At 61.0% G+C, this 18790-nt stretch carries 17 protein-coding genes and 1 pseudogene; 2 read left to right on the top strand and 16 right to left on the bottom strand.

All coding sequences use genetic code 11. The features are described 5' to 3' along the window. Positions 1–7 precede the first annotated feature (7 nt). The 15 genes from ureE to LSG25_RS16045 all read right to left on the bottom strand — a co-directional run bounded on the left by ureE (position 8) and on the right by LSG25_RS16045 (position 12968). Positions 8–583 (bottom strand): urease accessory protein UreE, encoded by a 576-nt coding sequence (gene ureE / locus LSG25_RS16115; protein WP_232741912.1) that lies wholly within the window; start codon positions 581–583, stop codon positions 8–10. Positions 584–585: 2 nt separating this feature from the next. Next, positions 586–2301, bottom strand: a complete 1716-nt coding sequence (gene ureC / locus LSG25_RS16110) for an urease subunit alpha (protein WP_232741911.1) — start codon at positions 2299–2301, stop codon at positions 586–588. Next, on the bottom strand, positions 2301–2606 hold the full coding sequence (locus tag LSG25_RS16105; RefSeq protein ID WP_232741910.1) for an urease subunit beta: 306 nt from the start codon (positions 2604–2606) through the stop codon (positions 2301–2303). The genes ureC and LSG25_RS16105 overlap by 1 nt, the downstream gene beginning before the upstream one ends. A gap of 27 nt (positions 2607–2633) precedes the next feature. Then, the gene (locus LSG25_RS16100) at positions 2634–3248 is read right to left on the bottom strand and encodes a HupE/UreJ family protein (RefSeq protein WP_232741909.1); all 615 of its coding nucleotides are present in this window, start codon (positions 3246–3248) and stop codon (positions 2634–2636) included. A 35-nt stretch (positions 3249–3283) separates the two neighbouring features. Next, on the bottom strand, positions 3284–3586 hold the full coding sequence (locus LSG25_RS16095) for an urease subunit gamma (RefSeq protein ID WP_232741908.1): 303 nt from the start codon (positions 3584–3586) through the stop codon (positions 3284–3286). Positions 3587–3669: 83 nt separating this feature from the next. Then, positions 3670–4416, bottom strand: coding sequence for an urease accessory protein UreD (locus LSG25_RS16090; protein WP_232744731.1), 747 nt, complete (start codon positions 4414–4416; stop codon positions 3670–3672). Positions 4417–4551: 135 nt separating this feature from the next. After that, positions 4552–5316: an IclR family transcriptional regulator gene (locus tag LSG25_RS16085; protein ID WP_232741907.1), complete on the bottom strand. Its 765-nt coding sequence runs from the start codon at positions 5314–5316 to the stop codon at positions 4552–4554. A gap of 73 nt (positions 5317–5389) precedes the next feature. Continuing rightward, the gene (locus LSG25_RS16080) at positions 5390–5998 is read right to left on the bottom strand and encodes a cysteine dioxygenase (RefSeq protein ID WP_305072049.1); all 609 of its coding nucleotides are present in this window, start codon (positions 5996–5998) and stop codon (positions 5390–5392) included. A 12-nt stretch (positions 5999–6010) separates the two neighbouring features. Continuing rightward, complete coding sequence (locus LSG25_RS16075; protein ID WP_232741906.1) at positions 6011–7003, bottom strand: MDR family oxidoreductase; 993 nt, start codon at positions 7001–7003, stop codon at positions 6011–6013. 32 nt (positions 7004–7035) lie between these two features. Further along, positions 7036–7782 carry an enoyl-CoA hydratase/isomerase family protein gene (locus tag LSG25_RS16070; protein WP_232741905.1) on the bottom strand — a complete coding sequence of 249 codons (747 nt, stop codon included), beginning with the start codon at positions 7780–7782 and terminating at the stop codon, positions 7036–7038. Continuing rightward, entirely contained in the window at positions 7779–9278 is a 1500-nt protein-coding gene (locus LSG25_RS16065) for a class I adenylate-forming enzyme family protein (RefSeq protein WP_232741904.1), read from the bottom strand. The genes LSG25_RS16070 and LSG25_RS16065 overlap by 4 nt, the downstream gene beginning before the upstream one ends. 18 nt (positions 9279–9296) lie before the next feature. Beyond that, entirely contained in the window at positions 9297–10277 is a 981-nt protein-coding gene (locus LSG25_RS16060) for a tripartite tricarboxylate transporter substrate binding protein (RefSeq protein ID WP_232741903.1), read from the bottom strand. Between the two features lie 73 nt (positions 10278–10350). Continuing rightward, positions 10351–10692 carry a carboxymuconolactone decarboxylase family protein gene (locus LSG25_RS16055; RefSeq protein WP_232741902.1) on the bottom strand — a complete coding sequence of 114 codons (342 nt, stop codon included), beginning with the start codon at positions 10690–10692 and terminating at the stop codon, positions 10351–10353. 57 nt (positions 10693–10749) lie between these two features. Further along, positions 10750–11952: a mandelate racemase/muconate lactonizing enzyme family protein gene (locus tag LSG25_RS16050; protein ID WP_232741901.1), complete on the bottom strand. Its 1203-nt coding sequence runs from the start codon at positions 11950–11952 to the stop codon at positions 10750–10752. Positions 11953–12011: 59 nt separating this feature from the next. Next, the gene (locus LSG25_RS16045; RefSeq protein ID WP_232741900.1) at positions 12012–12968 is read right to left on the bottom strand and encodes a D-2-hydroxyacid dehydrogenase; all 957 of its coding nucleotides are present in this window, start codon (positions 12966–12968) and stop codon (positions 12012–12014) included. Between the two features lie 204 nt (positions 12969–13172). Here LSG25_RS16045 and LSG25_RS16040 point away from each other — a divergent pair, with 204 nt between their 5' ends. Both LSG25_RS16040 and LSG25_RS16035 read left to right on the top strand, forming a co-directional pair. Further along, positions 13173–13343, top strand: a complete 171-nt coding sequence (locus LSG25_RS16040; RefSeq protein WP_232741899.1) for a hypothetical protein — start codon at positions 13173–13175, stop codon at positions 13341–13343. A gap of 972 nt (positions 13344–14315) precedes the next feature. Continuing rightward, positions 14316–17897 (top strand): annotated as a pseudogene (locus LSG25_RS16035) (ATP-binding cassette domain-containing protein). A 19-nt stretch (positions 17898–17916) separates the two neighbouring features. Here the strand turns inward: LSG25_RS16035 and LSG25_RS16030 are convergent. After that, positions 17917–18777, bottom strand: a complete 861-nt coding sequence (locus tag LSG25_RS16030; RefSeq protein ID WP_232741898.1) for a LysR family transcriptional regulator — start codon at positions 18775–18777, stop codon at positions 17917–17919. Between the last annotated feature and the right edge of the window lie 13 nt (positions 18778–18790).

Here is an 18790-nt window from a genome sequence, read left to right as displayed (position 1 = left end):
TTCGAGCCTATTCGTGCTTGTGGTGATGATGCGAATGGCTGTGCGAGTGCCCGTGATCGTTCGTAGCTTCGCGAGCCGTGTAGGCGGCTTGCGCCAGTGCGTAATCTTCTTCGAAGGTTTCGTCATGCCCGTGCTTGTGGCCGCCGCCGTAGGCACCGGCATCCGGCTCGAACACGTGTTCGATGGTTTCGACGCTTATATCGCCCAGGTGCCGCAGCATATCTACCAGGACTGGATCGTGTTCAAGCTGCAAATAACCCGGCCCGATTTCGACCAGGATGTGGCGATTGCCCAGATGGTAGGCGGCGCGTGTGAGTTGGGTTGGTGTTTTGGCCGTAACTCGCAAGACGGTTTCTTGAGCGGCTTGCACCAGAATGAATTTTCCATCGTCGGCAACGAGCATATCGCCATTGCGCAAGACTGTGCCGCGTTCGAGCAGGAGTCCGACTTCTTCTCCCGTATCGAGGGTGATTTTCTGGCGGCTGCGGCGTCGTGCCTCGAAGGGTAGGATCACTGTGGGGGCATGGCGGGTCAGGGCCTTGGCGACCGTGACTCCGCGCAGGTATTTTTTGATGAGTCGCATGTTTAGAATAAAAAATAGCGCTGCGCCATGGGCAGTATTTTGGCGGGCTCGCAACTGAGCAACTGGCCGTCGGCCATGACCTGGTACGTTTGCGGGTCGACCGTAATATGGGGCAGCCAGTCGTTGTGCACCATGTCTTTCTTGGAGACGGTGCGGCAGCCGTGCACGGCTTCCAGGGTTTTGACCAACCCCAGGGCGTGGACGGCGGGATTTTCCATGCCGGCTTGTGAGAGGAAGGTCAGGGAAGTTTTCAAGCCCTTGCCGAATGAACCGAACATGGGGCGCGAGTGTACCGGCTGCGGGGTGGAAATGGAGGCACCCGGATCGCCCACGGTGGCTGAAGCGATCATGCCGCCTTTCAGCACCAGATTGGCTTTCACGCCAAAAAAGGCCGGGCGCCAGAGCACGATATCGGCCAGCTTGCCCACCTCGATGGATCCGACCTTGTGCGAAATGCCGTGGGCGATGGCCGGATTAATGGTGTATTTGGCAATGTAGCGCTTGATGCGCTGGTTGTCGGAGCGAGCGCTGTCGCCCTGCAGTGCGCCACGCTGGATTTTCATTTTGTCGGCGCTTTGCCAGGTACGCAAAACCACTTCGCCCACGCGTCCCATGGCCTGCGAGTCGGAGCTCATGATGGAAAAGGCGCCCAAATCGTGCAGCACGTCTTCGGCGGCGATGGTTTCGCGGCGAATGCGGCTTTCGGCAAAGGCCAGGTCTTCGGCGATAGAGGGGTTCAGGTGATGGCAGACCATCAGCATGTCCAGATGCTCGTCGATGGTATTGGCCGTGAACGGCATGGTCGGATTGGTGGAAGCCGGCAGGACATTGGGCAATCCCGCCGCGCGGATGATATCGGGAGCATGGCCGCCACCCGCACCTTCGGTATGGAATGAGTGAATGGTACGGCCCTTGAACGCTTTGAAGGTGGCTTCGACGAAGCCGGATTCGTTCAGCGTGTCGCTATGTATGGCGACCTGGATATCGGTCCGCTCGGCAACCGACAGGCAGCAGTCGATGGCAGCAGGCGTGCTGCCCCAGTCTTCGTGCAGTTTGAGGCCGATTGCGCCAGCGCTGACCTGCTCGAACAAAGGACCCGGCAGGCTGGCATTGCCTTTCCCCAGCAAGCCGATATTGACCGGAAAGGCATCCAGCGCCGACAGCATGGAATGAATATGCCAGGGGCCGGGCGTGCATGTCGTGGCCAGCGTGCCGGTAGCGGGACCCGTGCCGCCCCCGATCAGGGTGGTGGTCCCGGTCGCCAGGGCTTCTTCGATCTGCTGCGGGCAAATGAAATGGATATGGCTATCGATGGCGCCCGCCGTCACTATCATGCCTTCGCCGGCGATGGCCTCGGTGCCCGGGCCGACCACAATGGTGACTCCCGGCTGGATATCGGGATTGCCGGCCTTGCCTATACCTGATATGTGGCCGTTCTTGATGCCGATATCGGCCTTGATGATGCCGCTTACCGCATCGATGATCAGCGCGTTGGTGATCACGGTATCGACGCAGTCGGCGCTCATGCGCTGGCTTTGCCCCATGCCGTCGCGGATGACCTTGCCGCCGCCGAATTTAACCTCCTCGCCGAAAATGGTGTAGTCTTTTTCGACTTCGGCGAGCAACTGGGTATCGGCCAGGCGTACGCGGTCGCCCTTGCCGTTGACGGTGGTGGGGCCGAATATTTCGGCATAAGCGCTGCGCGATATGGTTACCATCAGAGCGCTCCCATGACGTCGCCATTGAACCCGTAGATTTTGCGTTCGCCGGCGACGGCAACCAGTTCCACCGTGCGTTTCTGTCCCGGTTCGAAGCGCACCGCCGTGCCCGCGGCAATATTCAGGCGAAAACCGCGCGCGGCCCTGCGGTCGAATTTCAGCGCGGCATTGGCTTCGGCAAAATGATAGTGCGAGCCTATCTGTACCGGGCGATCGCCCGTATTGACCACATCGACCACACACGTTTTGCGGCCGGCGTTAAGTTCTATTTGGCCGGGTTCGGCAAGGATTTCACCTGGAATCATGTCGCTATCCTAAAAAAACGGGTCGCTTCAGGCCAGTGCCGATGCCAGCGACACCCCATACAAGGCAATGGCGCCGCCCGCCAGGCGCGTCAACCATACATTGTGCTGTTTCAGGCTGAAACCCGCCGCCAGGCCCGCCACGTGCAGCGAGAAAGTCGTCAGCATGAACCCTGCCACAAAGGCCAGCGCGCTACCGCTTTCGGGCAGCTCGGAGCCGTGCGCCATACCGTGGAAAATGGCGAAAAACCCCACCAGCGCCGCGCCGGCCCAGGTTGGCAGAGATAGACGGCTGGCCACGAGCAGGCCCAGGACCAGCACCGAGGCCGTGATGATGGGTTCGACGGCCGGCAGACGCAGGCCGGCAATTCCCATGAAAGCCCCAGCCAGCAGCAGGCAGAGAAAGCTGACGGGTGTCCAGGCGGCCTGCCGCAGGTTTTTGTGCGCGAGCGCGCTCCATAGTCCGACGGCCAGCATGGCGAACAGGTGATCGAAACCGGTCAGGGGATGTATCAGGCCGGACAGAAACATATTGCTGGACACTTCGTGTCCGGGATGCGCTGAAGCGACCCCTGTCACAAGAGCCAGGCCAAGGGCGCGGGCGGAAAAAATGCCGACGGAGCGCAAGGTAGTATGAGTTGACATAGGGAGTTCCATAAAAGAGTAAGAACGGGCAGGTCTTAAATAATGGGGTTGTGCACGGTAACCAGCTTGGTTCCGTCGGGAAAGGTTGCTTCAACCTGAATATCGGGAATCATTTCGGGTACGCCTTCCATGACATCGGCGCGCGACAGTACCTGGGTACCTTCATGCATGAGTTCGGCTACGGTACGGCCGTCGCGGGCACCTTCGAGCAGGGCAGCGGTAATCAGGGCAATCGATTCGGGATAGTTGAGTTTTACGCCGCGGGCCTTGCGTCTTTCGGCCAGAAGGGCAGCGGTAAAAATCAGTAATTTGTCCTTTTCGCGCGGGGTCAATTCCATGGAGGGATTCCTGTTGGGTATCGGTACAGTGTAGTATTTCAGCGTGGCCAAACACAGCTTATTATGGCGCAATAAAGCGTTGTTCATGTACTCCAGAGACGCAAATATTGCCCCGGTGTTTCAAGCAACGCAGGGCGCAGCGCCATCCACAATTCGATGAGCAAGGCCTTGATATCGGCCACATGCCGGCCCAATACCCGTACCAGGCACAGGCCTTGTTCGTTTTTTTGCGGCAGACAGGTGATGCCGGCACGCAACGCGTCACTCCAGGGCAGGGTTTGAGCCAGGCGGTCGATTTGCCCGGATTCCAGGCTCGGTCCAAAGGCCCATAGCGTTCCCATCGCCGGAAAGCCCGCCAGCCCATTGGCCGTGGTTCGAAGCAGGCCGTCGGCATGAATTTCACCGGCATCCAGCCAGATAAGACGTTCGTCCAGCAGAATGCGGGTATTAAGCTGCACCGCGCCTGCCGCCCATGCTGGCTGCGCGGCAACGCTGCCCAGTTGGGTGATTTCCCAACCTATCGCGCGGGAACCGTTTTGCAGGTGCAACTGGGTCGAGGAAGTGGCCTGCGCCTGCTCGAAAAAGATATTTTCCTGCGGCAACCAGTCCAGCCGCGCTTCGGCGCCCAAATGGAGGTCGACCGTCTGCGAGGCATGTCGGCCATTGGACTTGTACCAGCGCGTGGCTCCCGGGGTGGTCAGCAGGGCGTGGGCGCCCTGGTCCGCGTGAATATCGATTGCCAGGGCATCGCCGCCGGCGATGCCGGAGGGCGGATGCAATATCGCAACGTGGCAGACGTTCGGCCCTTCAGGATAGAGGGCTTTCTGCACCAACAAAGGGCCCTCGTGCCGGTTCCCGGAAAGTACGGTTTTATTTGAATCGTGACGCGAGAAGGAAAGCGATAATCTGGCGTGCCATTCGGTCAAAGGGGTCGGCATTTGGGCAAATATCAGAATGTGTGCCGGCTATTCGTCAAGAAAGCCGTGCTGGTATCCCATGCTGCGCGAAATCGATTTGGCGCACGCCACGACGTCCGGCACGAACTGCTTCATGCGTGCGGGAGTAAGCCGGTCGAGCGGGCCGGAAATCCCGACCGCCGCCACGGGCTGGTCAAGACTGTTGAAGGTCGCGACGGCCAGGCCGCCCACGCCGTCCCGCCATTCGCCGCGATTCACCGCGTATCCGGTGCGGACGATCTTGCGCAGTTCTTCTTTGAGCACAGGCAGCGATGTCAGGGTAACCTTGGTGTGCGTCGCCAGTGCGCTGGCGAAGCGCTCCAGATACCCTTCCGGCTGATAAGCCAGCAAGGCCTTGCCCGTTGCCACCGCGTAGGCGGGCGCGCGGCCGCCCACCATGGAATAGGCGCGTATGGGCTGAGGGCAGTCGATCTTGTCGATGTAGACCACATCGATGCCATCGAGCACCGACAGGTGCACCGTTTCGCCTGTTTTGTCCGCAAGTATGCGCATGGCGGGTGAAGCCAGTTTGCGGACGTCGAGTTGCGCCAGTTGCCGCGCACCCAGTTCGAACAGACGAATCGTGCCGCGGTAGGCACCGCCTTCTTCGTCCTTGATCACGTAGCCGGCATGCACCAGCGTCTGCAGGGTTCGATGTGTGTTGCTGCGGGTAAGGCCGACACGGGCTGCGAGTTCGTCTATGGTTTTAGGCTGGTTTTCGACGTCGGTAACTGCTTCGAGAACCATCAAGCCTTTTAGCAGCGTCTTGTCCATCTACCAGGCTCCTAGAATTCAGAATAAAGAAGATACCATGAATGCCCGCTGATTCCGGAGGTATGCGGCGCTGTCACGCCGCCGTGCGGATCGAGGCCGAGCGGTCCCATAAATTGGGAAGGGTTGCCGACGAGTAGCCCGATATGAAGTTCTTGGCCTCGCCGGTGGCCGGATCAAACACACTTCGGGTGATTGCACCGATATTTCCGCCATACAAGTGTATGCTGATCGAAGCGGCATCGGCATGCGCATTCCATACTTTATGGATGTCGCCGTCAATAGGCGACAGCTCTTCCACCTTGCCTGGCTCAAGGCGCCGTGCAGCGCCGCATTCACTGTACCCGCCCCTCGCGTTGCGGCGGAAGCGCTGGCTTATTTCCGCGCCGCGCAGCATGCCGATATACCCCCAGACAGTGTGATCGTGCACCGGCGTGGACTGTCCGGGACCCCAGACGAAGCTGACCAGCGAGAAACGCTCGAGAGGGTCGCAATGCAAAAGGTATTGCTGGTAGTGCAGGGGATGCGGCGCGCAGCACGTGTCGGGAAGCCAGTCGTCGAATGCGATCAGTTCCCGGAACGCCGCCAGCAGGTCCGGGTGAGGCACATGCTCCGGCGAAGCCTGATCGGCCATGAGCGTGGCCGTGGCCACGAAATTTCGTAAACGGTGGATATTGCCCTGCATAGGAACGCGCTCCTATTTTGCATCCTGGACTCGCACCAGGACCCGGCCCTTGGACAGTTGACCTGCCAGAAGCGGGATGGCAAGATCCGCGGCGCGCTCCAGAGGCACTTCTTCGATCATGCTTTCCAGTTGATCCAGCGGGATTGTCCTGGCCAGATCGCTCCAGGCCGAACGGCGCCGTTCCATCGGGGCGTGAACGCTGTCGACCCCCGCCAACGTGATGCCGCGCAAGATGAAGGGGGCTACGGTTGCGGGAAAGTCCATGCCCTGTGCAAGGCCGCAGGCGGCGACAATACCGTCATAGCGGATGGCGGCGCAGATGTTGGCCAGGGTCTGGCTGCCGACGCTATCGATGGCACCGGCCCAATTTTCCTTTTGCAAAGGCTTGCCCGGCTGGCTGAGCGTTTGGCGGTCGATGATACGGTTGGCGCCCAGGGACGTCAGACGGTCATGCGCGTCCGGGCGGCCGGTGGAAGCGACCACCTCGAAGCCGCGCCGAGCCAGAATTGCAATTGCGGTGCTGCCGACGCCACCGTTGGCGCCTGTCACCAGTATGGGACCGCTTGCGGGAGTCAGGCCGTGTTGCTCGAGCTTGTGCACGCAAAGCATGGCGGTATATCCGGCGGTGCCCAATGCCATGCATTGCCGGGCCGTCAGCCCCGCGGGAACTGGCAGCAGCCATTTTCCGGGAACGCGTGCGATCTCGGCCAGACCGCCCCAGTGCGTTTCGCCCACGCCCCAGCCGTTGAGCAAGACGCTGGTGCCGGCCGCAAAGGCTGGATCGCCGGAATGTTCGACAACGCCGGCGAAGTCTATGCCAGGCACCATCGGGAAGCTGCGCACGACCGGGCCGCGTCCGGTGATCGCCAGGGCGTCTTTGTAGTTGAGCGTCGAGTATTGAATACGCACGGTGACGTCGCCCGCGGGCAACTGATCTTCACTTACTTGAGTGATTGCCGCCTTGGTGGCTTTTTCTTCCTGTGTAAGCAGTAATGCCTTGAACATCGGGCTCTCCTAAACGGTTTGGGTGAATGGGTTCAACGGCCATTGAATTTCGGGGGGCGATTTTCCTTGAAGCTGTTCAGGCCCTCTTGAAAATCCGCGCTTTGGAACACACGTTCGTTTTCCCGCCATGCGTGGCCGGCAGTTTCCACGGGGCTGCGGGGAATGGTGGCGGCAGCGAAGCGTTTGAGCATGCTCATGACCAGGGGCGCATTGTCGGCAAGCCGGCGAGCCAGTTTCATGGCTTCTTCCATATGCTGTCCCGGCGGCACAAGCCGGTTCACCAGCCCTACTTGATAGGCTCGCTCGGCGCTGAGGGGTTCGCCCAGCAGCATCAATTCCATGGCGATCTTGTGCGGTATGCGGGCCGCCAACGATGCAATCATGCCGCCGGCAAATCCCATTTTTGCCTCTGGGTACATAAACCGCGAGTCTTCCGTGGCCACGCACAAATCGCACATTTGCACGAGCACGATTGCGCCGCCGATGCACCACCCGCTTACCGAGGCAATAAGTGGTTTCTCAAGAATGACGCCAACGCCTGGGGTAAAACTGCGGTAGTCGGGCGGAGCTTCGGAGTGCATGTCCTTGCCTGCGGAAAAGGCCTTGTTGCCTACGCCTGTGAGGATACCCACGCGGTCTTCGCTGCTGTCGTTCAGGCGCTGCCAGGCCTGTGCCAGGCCGGCCTCGACTTCGGGGCCGATCGCATTCATGCGGTCGGGGCGGTTTATGGAAATGACGGCAATTCCGTCCTTCGATTCATAGGTGACCGCGTTGTTCACAGCATTTCTCCCAGTTTTTTCCGTAGTTGGTGTTTAAGTACTTTGCCGTTCGGGGCAACAGGCAGCGTTTGCATGAAAAGGATACGCGTCGGCCGTTTGTAAGGGGACAGGCGCGGTGCCAGAAACCGCCGCAAATCGTCCTCGGCAAGCGAGCTGTTGGCGATGGGCTCGACGATGGCGATGATCTCTTCATTGCCGTCGATCATGTAGCCCAGTACGGCCGAATACTGTACCGATGCGTGGGCATTCAAAGCTGTTTCCACCTCCAGCGGAGAGACGTTGAAGCCCGAGTGAATGATCAGGTCTTTGGTTCGGCCTTCGATGTGTATGCGCCCGTCAGGCCTTTGGCTGGCCAAGTCCTGGGTGTTGAACCAGCCGTCGGGCGTCAAGGCCTTGGCGGTCAGGTCGGGCGCGCGGTAGTAGCCTTTCATGACGCAGGGACCGCGTACCCAGAGTTCTCCGACTTCACCGTCGGCCACCTGTTTGCCGGCGGCATTCCATATCCGTACTTCCATGCCGGGGTTGGGCGGCCCCACCGCGCTGTCGGGATTGTCGAGGTCTATTCGTGTCCAGCAAGAGGCCGAGGCTTCCGTCAGCCCGTAGCCGTTATGCAGGGGCAGGCCGAATACCGTTTCGACTTCGGTTTTCAACGCCGGATCAAGGGGCGCGCCGCCTACGGCGATAAAGCGTAGCGATGCATCGATCCGGTGTCCGGGTTCGGCCGATTTGGCCAACTTGGCGAACATTGCCGGCGCGCCTTGCAGAATGGTGATGCCGTCGCGTTGCAGTGCCTGCAGACAGGGCTGAACCGAAAAGCGCGGAATGAGCGTGATGCGCGCGCCCGCCGACAGCGTGCCGATAAGGCCCGAAGACAAACCCATGACATGGGTAATGGGCAGCACGCCATAAACATGGTCGGCTGGAGTCACGCGGCGCAGATCCCTCATCAGCGCACCGATATGCAGCAGGTTGGCATGCGTGAGCATCACTCCTTTGGGTGTGCCGGTGCTGCCTGTGGTGTAGATCAGCGCCGCGACCTGGCGATGGGGCTCCTCATGCACCGGCTCGCGCTCGCAATCGTCATTCAGGGCGCCGAGAGCGATACGGCCGAAAGGCGTTGCCTGGGCTATGGCCCCATGCCGGTCGGCGTGTTCTTGCGCGCTTGAAGAATTGTCGACGACGTAGATGATGCGCCGCGCCTGGGCGTGTTCGCAAACCGCGTCCACCTCGGCGGGAGCCTGCCGGGCGTTCTCGAGCACGGCCCAGGCATTGACCCGTCCGGCGGCCAGGATCAGTACCGCCAGGGCGGCACTGTTTTCACCAATCATGACAACGCGGTCGCCTGGACGAATATTGCTTGCCAGGAGATATCGCCCGGCCTCGTCCACCATTTGCTCCAGCACGCGGTAGTTCCAGCAGACATGCGCATCGGCGATGGCGGTGTTTTCGGGCGTGCTGCGAGCCCAATGTGTGATGCAGTCCGCTAATCGTTGCATGACGGGTTCCTTGCGAAATTACTGCGGGATGACTTTCATTTGCTGGGTGATTTTTTGCCACCGGTCGAGTTCGGCATTGATGTATTGTTTGAAGGCCTGGGGGTTGCTATCGACAGGCGTGGCGCCCAACGATGCAAATACCTGGCGCAGACTCGGGTCTTTCAGCACCACCGCGATTTCGCTGCTCAGCTTGTTGACGATTTCCGGCGGGGTCTTTGCCGGTGCCCATACACCGTACCACGCGGTGACATCGTACGTGGGCAGGGTTTCCGAAATCGCCGGTACGTCGGGCAGGTATGGTGTGCGTTTGGCAGTGGTTACTCCCAGGGCACGGACCTGGCCGGCCTGGATGTAGGGCATCGCTTCATTGGCGAAGAACATGGTGGTCTGGCCGCCGATGGTCGATTGAATGGCCGGCGCACCGCCCTTGAACGGAACATTGATGATCTTCACGTCCGCCAGTATTTTGAACAGCTCGCAGGACAGATAAGGCGATGATCCAATACCCGAGACGGCGCAGCTAAGCGAATTTGGCTTGTCCTTGGCCAGCTTGATCAACTCGGCGATCGATTTTGCGGGTACGGACTTGTTGACGCCGAGATAGTTGGGAACGGAAACGATCTGGGTGACGGGTTCCAGATCGGTGCGGATGTTGTAGATTGGATCTTTGTAAAAGTAGGCATTGAGGACATTGGAAATGCTGCCAAGCAGGAGGGTGTAGCCGTCGGGCTGCGAGCGGCTGACGTGTTGCGAGCCCAGCATGCTGCCTGCGCCTGGCCTGTTCTCGACGACGATGTTCTGGCCCAGCCGGGTCGCCAGTTTGGCGGAAACCGCCCGTCCGAGAATATCGGTTGCTCCGCCGGGCGCATACGGGATGATCATGCGGATGGGTTTGTCGGCAGGCCAGGCTGCCGACGCGCTTGCAGGCCAAAGGATGGATGCGGCGGTAATTGCCGATGCCAGGCCGGCGCTGATGCGGAACACTCTGTTTTTTTTCATGGCTTGTCTCCTCGCCGCCCTGTCAGTGTGGCGGTTTCAGGTTGTTTGAAATGGAGTTGTGTTGCTGCCTGCTTTATTTGTCGAACTGGCCGAACGCTTCGATGGCCCGTACCGAATATACGTATGCGGCGCCGGCATTCAAGGCTACCGCGGTTCCCAGGGCCTCGCTGACTTCCTCGATGGTTGCGCCGGCCTTTTGGGCGGCGGCCGCGTGCGACGAAATGCAGCCGTCGCAACGGGTGGTGACGGCCACGGCCAATGCAATCAGTTCGCGGGTCTTGGCATCCAGGGCCTTGCCCTGGCCGAGCGCTTCGTTCAGCCCCCGGTATGCCGTTACGACGGCGGGATTGCTTTCCGCAAAGGCACTGCCGGCCTTGCGCATATTGGTCAGCGTGTCTACCCAATTGTTCATCATGAGAATCTCCTAGTGCGAGGGAATAATGGTTTGGTGAAAAGAGGCCGGAATGTGTGGCTATAGACGCGGCCGGGGTTGAATCAGGCCGCCGCCGGTTTTGGGAGGATGGGCGCGAATGGCGTCTTCGATGGGGTCGGTTCCCCAGCCCGGACGATCGGGAACGATAAGGTGGCCATTCTTGTATTCGGGTGCGTGGGTAAACAAGTCGTCGTCCCATTCCAGGCGATCGATGTCGGTCTCCATGATGCGAAAGTTCGGTGTCGCGCAAGCGAAGTGCGCGTTCATCAGGGTGCAGAGGTGGCCGTAGAAATTGTGTGGCGCGATGTTTACCTCGTGGATTTCGGCCAGGTTGGCGATTTTCATCGATTGCCATACGCCGTTCCATACAGCATCCACAATAGCGACATCCACCGCGTTTTTTTGGAAGAAGGGCAGGAATTCGCGCCCGCCGAAAAGGGTTTCGCATGAGCTGATCGGATGCGGGCTATGGTTGCGGATGTAGGCCAGGGCATCGGCGCTGTAGCTGTCGATTTCGACCCAGAAGATGTCCTGGTCGGCAATCGCGCGCAACAGCTTCAGGTACCCTTCCGTTTTGGCGTTGAAATTCAGGTCCAGCAAAATGTCCATGTCGGGCCCCGCTCCATCGCGCAGGGCCTCGATGTTGTCGCGCAGATTGCGGATCACGCGCTTGTCGACATTGAGTTCGGGATAGAAGGGGGCGGCAAAGCCGGGGCGCCAGGCGTGGGCCGGGCCGTCGTCGAACAGGAAGAGATTGGTCTTCAGTGCCGTGAGCCCGCGCTGCCTGGCTTCCGCGCCCATAGCCTGGACGCCGTCGAGATCGGTGACGGGCGGCTTGAAATATTTGGGGTGATTGATGCGCCAGGCGGGGCAGTGCGACCAGTACACGCGCAGCGAATCGCGGATCTTGCCGCCCAGCAATTCGTAGCACGGAACACCCAAGGCCTTGGCCTTGGCGTCCAGCAGCGCATTTTCCAGTGCGCCTATGCCTTCGGCCACCACGCCGCCGGCGGCCGGGCGGGTGCGGCAATATACGTCGGCGTAGAAGGCCTCTTGCCCGGGGAAAGGCTGGTCGATCAGTGTCTTGGACAGCTGCTCGATAACGGCGGTGACGCCCGGAGAGCCGAAGCCTTCGTCATATTCACTCCAGCCGGTCACTCCGGTATCGGTACTGATTTTGACGAAATAGTAATTCCGCCAACCGGCGTCGCAGCAGAGCGTTTCTACTTGGGTAACCTTCACCTGGCCTCTCCTTGATTTGGCAAAGTGCCGCCGGCGCCACGGGATTGGCGCCGCGGCTTTTAAATGACCTGGTTGCGCAGCGGCATCTCTCCGGATTCCAGGCGGTGCATGTTCTCGATCAGCAAATCGACCACACGGCGTTCGTACAGGCGCATGTTTCCCGCTGTATGCGGCGTGATGACGACGTTTTCCATATCCCACAACGGACTTTCGTGGCTTAGCGGCTCGGCGGCAAAGCAATCGAGGCCTGCGCCGGCGATCTGTCCGTCGGCCAATGCGGTGATGAGCGCCGATTCATTTACGACCAGGCCGCGGCTGGTGTTGATCAGATAGGCTGTGCGCGGCAACAGGGCCAGCCGTTCCGCGTTGATCATGCCGCGTGTTTCTTCCGTCAGAGGACATGTCAGGGCGAGCACATCCGCCTGCGGCAGCAGGGTATCCAGGCGCTCCGGGGGAATCACGAGATCCACATCGGGCATTGGCGCGTCGATTTGCCTGCGCACGCCGATTACGCGCATGCCGAAAGCCTTGGCCAGCGTGGCCAGCCGCGCCCCGATGGCTCCCAGGCCGATTATGAGCATGGTTTTGCCATGCAGCTCCTGCTCACGGGCATCTATCGGCAGGGCCCGCATTTGCCAACTGTGCCGGGCTTGATTGCGATGCGCCAGATTCAGATTGCGTGTCAATGTCAGCAGCAGGCCCATGGCGTGCTCCGATACGGCATGCACATTGATGCCTTGCGCGCTGGCGAGCCGTACGCCGTGACGGCCGATACGCGCGGTGTCGAATTGTTCGGTTCCCGATGATGAGGCCTGGATGAATCGCAGCTTCGGAGCGAGGTCCAGGAGGGCGTCAGTCCAGATCCGGGCGGTAACGAGGATGTTCACGCTTGCTATGCGCGCTTGCAGTTCCGCAAGGGTTCCGGCCTGGAAGCAGTCATGCCCTGTGCCGCGCGCTGCGAACTCTTCGGCAAAGCGGAATGCCGGGTGAGCGAAGCCTATGGTCAGCGCAGGCATTTTTAACCTGGCTGACTGGCGCTGCCGCAGGGTATTGCTACCGCCGTGGCATCGCCGCGATAGGGGACAAGAGTCGACGAAAGTTCATCCATCCAATTTCCTTTCCGATGCGACCGGGTGCAGGCTCGCTGATAGATTATTAAATCCTAAATATTAGGATTTAATAATCTTAATTTGGGAATTGAAATATATTAACGGAATGAAATGAAGAAAGAAAGCAGATTCTTCGGCTTGTATCGATTACTTTGTGCTTACCTTATATCTGCAAGGAATGAAGGTGGTACGCAAAAAAAGAGTGATGAAATCATCGAGCCGCGGATTGATGTGTTCATCCTGGCGATGATTTCAGCGTCTGGCGGGGGTATGATTTACTGAATCGTGGCTTCCCGTATTTTGATTTTTTAAATTCATATTATGGGACTTTCACCGAAGTCGGCTGACTATTCGAGCCTGTGCTCTAAATTCACCGAGGGGCGCTTGCAAGGCATTGCGGTGTCCGCTTGGATAATGGTGCTAGAGAACTTTCGGTTCAAGTGCTTACGGCATTGAGTGTGTTTCAGTCACTTTCGTTTTGAGTCGTTTTAGGCTTATGCGGCTTTGGACTGTGTTGTCTGTGTGCGCGATCGTATCTCTATCAAGACGCCACAGGGTGGGCGGTGCTGTGCAGTCCGGCACGTCCAGCGGTCGTGGTGCTGCGCACCCCGACTGCCCGGGTCTGCCTCGTCCAGGCGGGCGTCGGGCCAACTCGCAGTGCCTCGCACGCGAGGCACTGCTCAAACAGGGCCCGCCGAAAGCCCCCGCCTTCCCTTCGTCAGCACCCGGCGCTGGACTACCGCCGGACTGCACAGCACCGCCCACCCTGCGGCTGCGTGACGGGCTTGCATAGAGAGAGATGCATTGGGGTCATGCACCGAGAGAAACGTTGAGGTCATGCATCGAGGTATACGCTGAGTCGGCAAGTTCATTCCAGGCATGCCACTACGTGAGCCGTCTATCGGGGCTTGGGGTCAGGACCGGCGTAAGGCGTGCGCCGGATGCTACCGTAGGGAAGGCGGGGGCTTTCGGCGGGCGCTGTCTGAGCCCAGCCTCGCGAGGCTGGGCGAGTTCGCCCGACGCCCGCCTGGACGAGGTAGATCCGGATCAAGCACGCCGTGCCGGCCCTGACCCCAAGCCCCGATAGACGGCGTCTTTATATACCAAACCGTAAATACCAAAGCAACCAAAACATCGAATGCCATAAACACTCGAACAAAAAATGCTCTAACTCGGCTATTCTAGGTGCGTTTAGCTGGGTGTAGAGATAAGGCCCGCGCGGTCGCCCGCCCAGCGTGTTTCAATTGGGCCATCATGTATTTCGACGCCAAACTCTGGGCCATGACGCAGGGCATACGGCTGCGCATTATGCTTTGCGCGTTGCTGGGAGTGCTGGGACTCGCCGCCGGGATTGCCCGGTTTGCACTGCTGGGGCAGTTCCTGGCACGGCTGTTTGCCGGTGCCGGCATCCAGGGCCTCTGGCCGCCGCTGGCCGGCGCGGTTGCTGCCATCCTGTTGCGCGGCGCATTCGAACACGCGCTGAATACCTTGGCCAACCGCAATGCCGCCCGTATTCAGGAAACCTTGCGCGCCCGGCTCCACGACAAGATCGTGGAACTGGGGCCGGCCTGGTTTGGCGGCCAACGTACGGGCGGAGTGATGCTGGCTGTCGTGGACGGTGTGGAGCAACTGCAGGTATTTTTTGGGCGCTACCTGCCGCAGTTGTTTGTGGCCGCCTGCGCGCCGGTCATGATTTTTGCCTTTATCGCGTGGTGGGACTGGCCTGTGGCGACGGTGCTGCTGGTAGCGGCCTTGATTACGCTCGTCCTGCCTCTGTTGTCGCATCGCGGCAACCGTGACGCCGCGCAAGGCCGCCAGCAAGCCTTCAAGGTGTTTGGCGAAGAGTTCCTGGATGCCATGCAGGGTCTGCCCACGCTGAAATCGTTCGGGCAAAGCCGCGCCTGGGGCGAGCGCCTGGCCACGCGAGCTCGGGCCCTGTCCGACAATACATTCAAAGTGCTGGGCCGCGAGGTGTCCACGCGTTTCGTGACTGATCTGGGCATTACGCTGGGCGCCGCCGCCGCATTGGCGACTGGAGCGTGGCGTGTGTCTCAGGGCGAGATGACGCTGGCCGCGCTATTGGTCGTGCTGATGGCCGGCACAGAAATTTTCCGTCCGCTGCGCGACTTGAGGTCCGTGATACATAGCGGCATGGTTGGACAGTCGGCGGCAGCCAGCGTGCATGAGCTATTGGAAGCTACCAGCTCGGCGCCTCAATGTGCCGCGGCGGCGCCCGGCCCGCGGCATGTCGACGGCGGATTGTCGATCGACTTCAAGGATGTGAAGTTCTCGTACCCGGGCGGCCGCCTGGCCACGCATGCTGGCCTGAGCTTTTCGGTGGCGCCCGGCGAGCGAGTCGGCATTGTCGGCCCCAGCGGCGCCGGCAAGTCGTCGCTTGTGCGCTTGCTGCTGCGCCTGCACGACCCGCAAGGCGGCGTGGTCGAATTGAATGGCGCCGACCTGCGCACACTGGACCCTAATGCGGTACGGGCGCAGATTTCGGTGGTGGCGCAAGACAGTATGTTGTTCCATGGGACGGTGGAGGAAAACCTGCTTCTGGCAAGGCCCGGCGCAACGCGCGCGCAAATGGAGGAGGCGGCCCGCGCCGCCAACGCCCACGATTTCATCCAGGCCCTGCCGCAAGGCTATGACACTGTGCTTGGCGAGCGCGGGACCCAGTTGTCGGGCGGCCAGCGCCAGCGCCTGACGATTGCCCGTGCTTTGTTGCGCGATACGCCTGTGTTGATTCTTGACGAGGCCTTATCTTCGGTGGATGCCGAGAACGAGGCCGAGATCCAGGAGGCATTGGAGCGCCTCAGTCGTGGGCGCACCACGCTGGTCCTGGCGCACAGGCTGTCCAGTGTTATCAATGCCGATCGTATTCTGGTGCTGGAGGGTGGCCGTATCGTCGAAACCGGTACGCATGCCTTGCTGATGGCCGGCGACACCCTGTACCGGCGTCTGATGGGTGCGCAGGACGGCGGCATGCTGGAGTCGAACGGGCCGCGAGAGCGCTCCTCTACGGCCGAGCCCGGACCCGCCGCCGTCGACGGCGAGCGCCCTGTCGCAACACCGTTGGATGCGGAGGCCCGGCAGATCGGCATGCGCAAAGTGTTAGGCACGCTTCTGGATATTATCCGCCCGTGGCGCCGGGACTTTGCCATTACGGTGGTCTGCGGCATTGGTCGCGTGGCGGCTTTCATTGGCGTGTCGGTCCTGAGCGCGGCGATTATTGTCCAGCTCAAGAACGGCATGCCTTACGGCGCGCTGCTGGCGGCACTGTTTGCCGCGGCTGTTGCGGCCGCCCTGCTGCACTGGATCGAGTCGTGGCTGACGCATGCCATTGCCTACCGCCTGTTGGCGGAATTGCGCATTGCTCTCTATGACAAGTTGGAGGCGCTGGCGCCGTCATATCTGTTGCGGCGCCGCTCCGGCGATTTGGTTGGCTTGGCCACGCAGGATGTGGAAACGGTCGAGTATTTTTTTGCCCATACGGTTGCACCGGCGTTTGTGGCGGTACTGGTGCCCACGGTGGTGCTGCTCATTCTGGGGGTTGTCGGGTGGCCCCTGCTGCTGGCGCTATTGCCTTTTCTGGCATGGGCCGCGGCATCGCCCATCCTTAGCCGGGCGCGTATCGATGCCATGGGGAGCCAGGCGAGGCAGGCGCTGGGGTTATTGAGCGCCAACCTGGCGGAAACCATTCAGGGCCTGCCCGATCTGCTGGCCTTTTCGGCTACGAACCGGCGCCGGGAGAGGTTTTTGCTCATGGTCGGCGATTACCAGAAGGTGCGATTGGCGCTGCTTGCGGACTTATCGCGCCAGGGCGCACTGCTGGAGATCGCAACAGGCCTGGGTGGCTTGTCGGTGGCCGCGGTCGGCGCGTGGTGGGTGACGCAAGGCCAGTTGGCCGCCGGCGTATTGCCGCTATTGATTCTGCTGTCCGGCGCGGCCTTTCTGCCCGTATCGGAAATCGCCCAGGTCAGCCGCCAATTGGCCGACACGCTGGCTTCCACGCGCCGGCTGCGTGCTGTGCACGACGAGCCTCTTGCCATTGTAGGTGGTGCCAAAGCGCCGCCCGTGCAGGTCGGCGGCCTGCCGCTGTCGTTCGAACGCGTCTCCTTTACCTATCCCGGCCGCCATGATCCTGCCTTGGACAATGTAAGCCTCGACCTTGCGGCGGGTGCCACGCTGGCCGTGGTTGGCCCGTCGGGCGCCGGAAAAAGCACCTTGGCCAGCCTGCTGCTGCGCTTTTGGGATCCGGCCAGCGGCGCGCTGCGCATCGATGGAGTGGACTTGCGCGAATTGACGCTGGAAGCGCTCTACGCCCGCATCGCCCTGGTGGCGTAAGATACATGGCTGCTGAACGGCACCCTGGAAGACAATATCCGCCTGGCCCGTCCAGATGCCAGCGGCACCGATGTGGCGCTGGCAGTGGAGCGCGCGGTATTGGCCGACTTTGTCGCTGCGCAGCCCGAGGGTTTGGCAACCCGGGTCGGCGAACGCGGCGTGGCCTTGTCTGGGGGGCAGCGCCAGCGTATTGCCATCGCCCGGGCGTTCTTGCGCGATGCGCCCATACTCATCCTCGACGAAGCCACCTCGCATCTGGACGCCATCAGCGAAACTCAGGTGCACGAAGCGCTGACCCGCCTCATGCGCCATCGCACCACGCTGATCATCGCACATCGCCTGTCCACCATCCGCCAGGCTGACGCCATTGCCGTTGTCGACCGCGGCCGCATCGTGGAATGCGGCACGCATGCGCAGTTGTTGGCGCGGAATGGCGCATACGCTCATCTGGTGGGGCGGCAGTTGGCGGCTGCGCGGCGAGTGGCGTAACGGACGGAAGGTCGCGCGATTATCCGTCGCTCCACTCGCCGCGCAATTCGCTGTCCCGAAGCAGGCGCAGCAGGGTTTCGGCGGGCAGGCTCAAGTGCTTGGCGCCCAGGGCGATGAATTCGACTTCCGGTAGGGCCGGCAACGCTGAACTGTTCAGTGGCGGCGCCAGGCCCCGTCCCGTCAGGAAATGCGGACGCACGGTAAGGCCGAGTCCAGCGCGCGCCGCCGCGATGCAGCCGGCATGCGAACTGCTCGTGCAGACGATTTGCCATCTTGCTCCGGCTTTGGCCAGCACGTCGAGCACGATGGCTCGCGTCACGCTGGGCTCGGCTGCCAGCACCAGCGGTAGCGCTTGTTCCATGTCCACCTCGGTGTCCGGTTTGGCCAACCACTCGAGCTGGCTGTTGAACAATGCGATCCCACGCGGCATGCCCGCGCGCCGCTTGCCGATCAGCAGGTCGATGGTACCGGCGTTGAGCAGCCCGTAAAGCTGTCCCGCCATGCCGATGGTGATTTGCAGCTCCACGTCGGGATGCGCGTTGCGGAAGGCGGCCAGCAGGCTGGGCAGCGGCCCTAGCGCGATGTCGTCCGATGAGCCCAGCCGCACCCGGCCGCGCAGCCTGGGCGAGCGGAACTGCGATTCGGCATGGGCCATGGCTTTCAGAATCATGCGTGCATGGATGAGCATCGCTTCGCCGTCGGGTGTGAGCGCGAGCGAATGGGTATCGCGGATCAGCAGCCGCCGGCTTATGCTGTCTTCGAGCCGGCGTACATGTTCACTGACACTCGATTGCGTTATGCCGAGCTGGCGGCCGGCGTCGGTGAAACTCTGCGAGGTGGCCACGGTCGCGAAGGTGCGGAGCCAGATGGGATTGAGCATGGGATATTGTTAT

Source organism: Paralcaligenes sp. KSB-10 (assembly GCF_021266465.1).
In the GTDB taxonomy this organism is placed as follows: Bacteria; Pseudomonadota; Gammaproteobacteria; order Burkholderiales; family Burkholderiaceae_B.
Note: the sequence above shows the minus strand (reverse complement) of the source record. Positions and strands in the feature narration are given on the sequence as shown.

Bases quoted from the DNA above. Each gene is read 5' to 3' on its own strand.
- ureE (WP_232741912.1), bottom strand. From the start codon at position 583: ATGCGACTCATCAAAAAATACCTGCGCGGAGTCACGGTCGCCAAGGCC.
- ureC (WP_232741911.1), bottom strand. From the start codon at position 2,301: ATGGTAACCATATCGCGCAGCGCTTATGCCGAAATATTCGGCCCCACC.
- LSG25_RS16105 (WP_232741910.1), bottom strand. From the start codon at position 2,606: ATGATTCCAGGTGAAATCCTTGCCGAACCCGGCCAAATAGAACTTAAC.
- LSG25_RS16100 (WP_232741909.1), bottom strand. From the start codon at position 3,248: ATGTCAACTCATACTACCTTGCGCTCCGTCGGCATTTTTTCCGCCCGC.
- LSG25_RS16095 (WP_232741908.1), bottom strand. From the start codon at position 3,586: ATGGAATTGACCCCGCGCGAAAAGGACAAATTACTGATTTTTACCGCT.
- LSG25_RS16085 (WP_232741907.1), bottom strand. From the start codon at position 5,316: ATGGACAAGACGCTGCTAAAAGGCTTGATGGTTCTCGAAGCAGTTACC.
- LSG25_RS16080 (WP_305072049.1), bottom strand. From the start codon at position 5,998: ATGCAGGGCAATATCCACCGTTTACGAAATTTCGTGGCCACGGCCACG.
- LSG25_RS16075 (WP_232741906.1), bottom strand. From the start codon at position 7,003: ATGTTCAAGGCATTACTGCTTACACAGGAAGAAAAAGCCACCAAGGCG.
- LSG25_RS16065 (WP_232741904.1), bottom strand. From the start codon at position 9,278: ATGCAACGATTAGCGGACTGCATCACACATTGGGCTCGCAGCACGCCC.
- LSG25_RS16060 (WP_232741903.1), bottom strand. From the start codon at position 10,277: ATGAAAAAAAACAGAGTGTTCCGCATCAGCGCCGGCCTGGCATCGGCA.
- LSG25_RS16055 (WP_232741902.1), bottom strand. From the start codon at position 10,692: ATGATGAACAATTGGGTAGACACGCTGACCAATATGCGCAAGGCCGGC.
- LSG25_RS16045 (WP_232741900.1), bottom strand. From the start codon at position 12,968: ATGCCTGCGCTGACCATAGGCTTCGCTCACCCGGCATTCCGCTTTGCC.
- LSG25_RS16040 (WP_232741899.1), top strand. From the start codon at position 13,173: ATGAAGAAAGAAAGCAGATTCTTCGGCTTGTATCGATTACTTTGTGCT.
- LSG25_RS16030 (WP_232741898.1), bottom strand. From the start codon at position 18,777: ATGCTCAATCCCATCTGGCTCCGCACCTTCGCGACCGTGGCCACCTCG.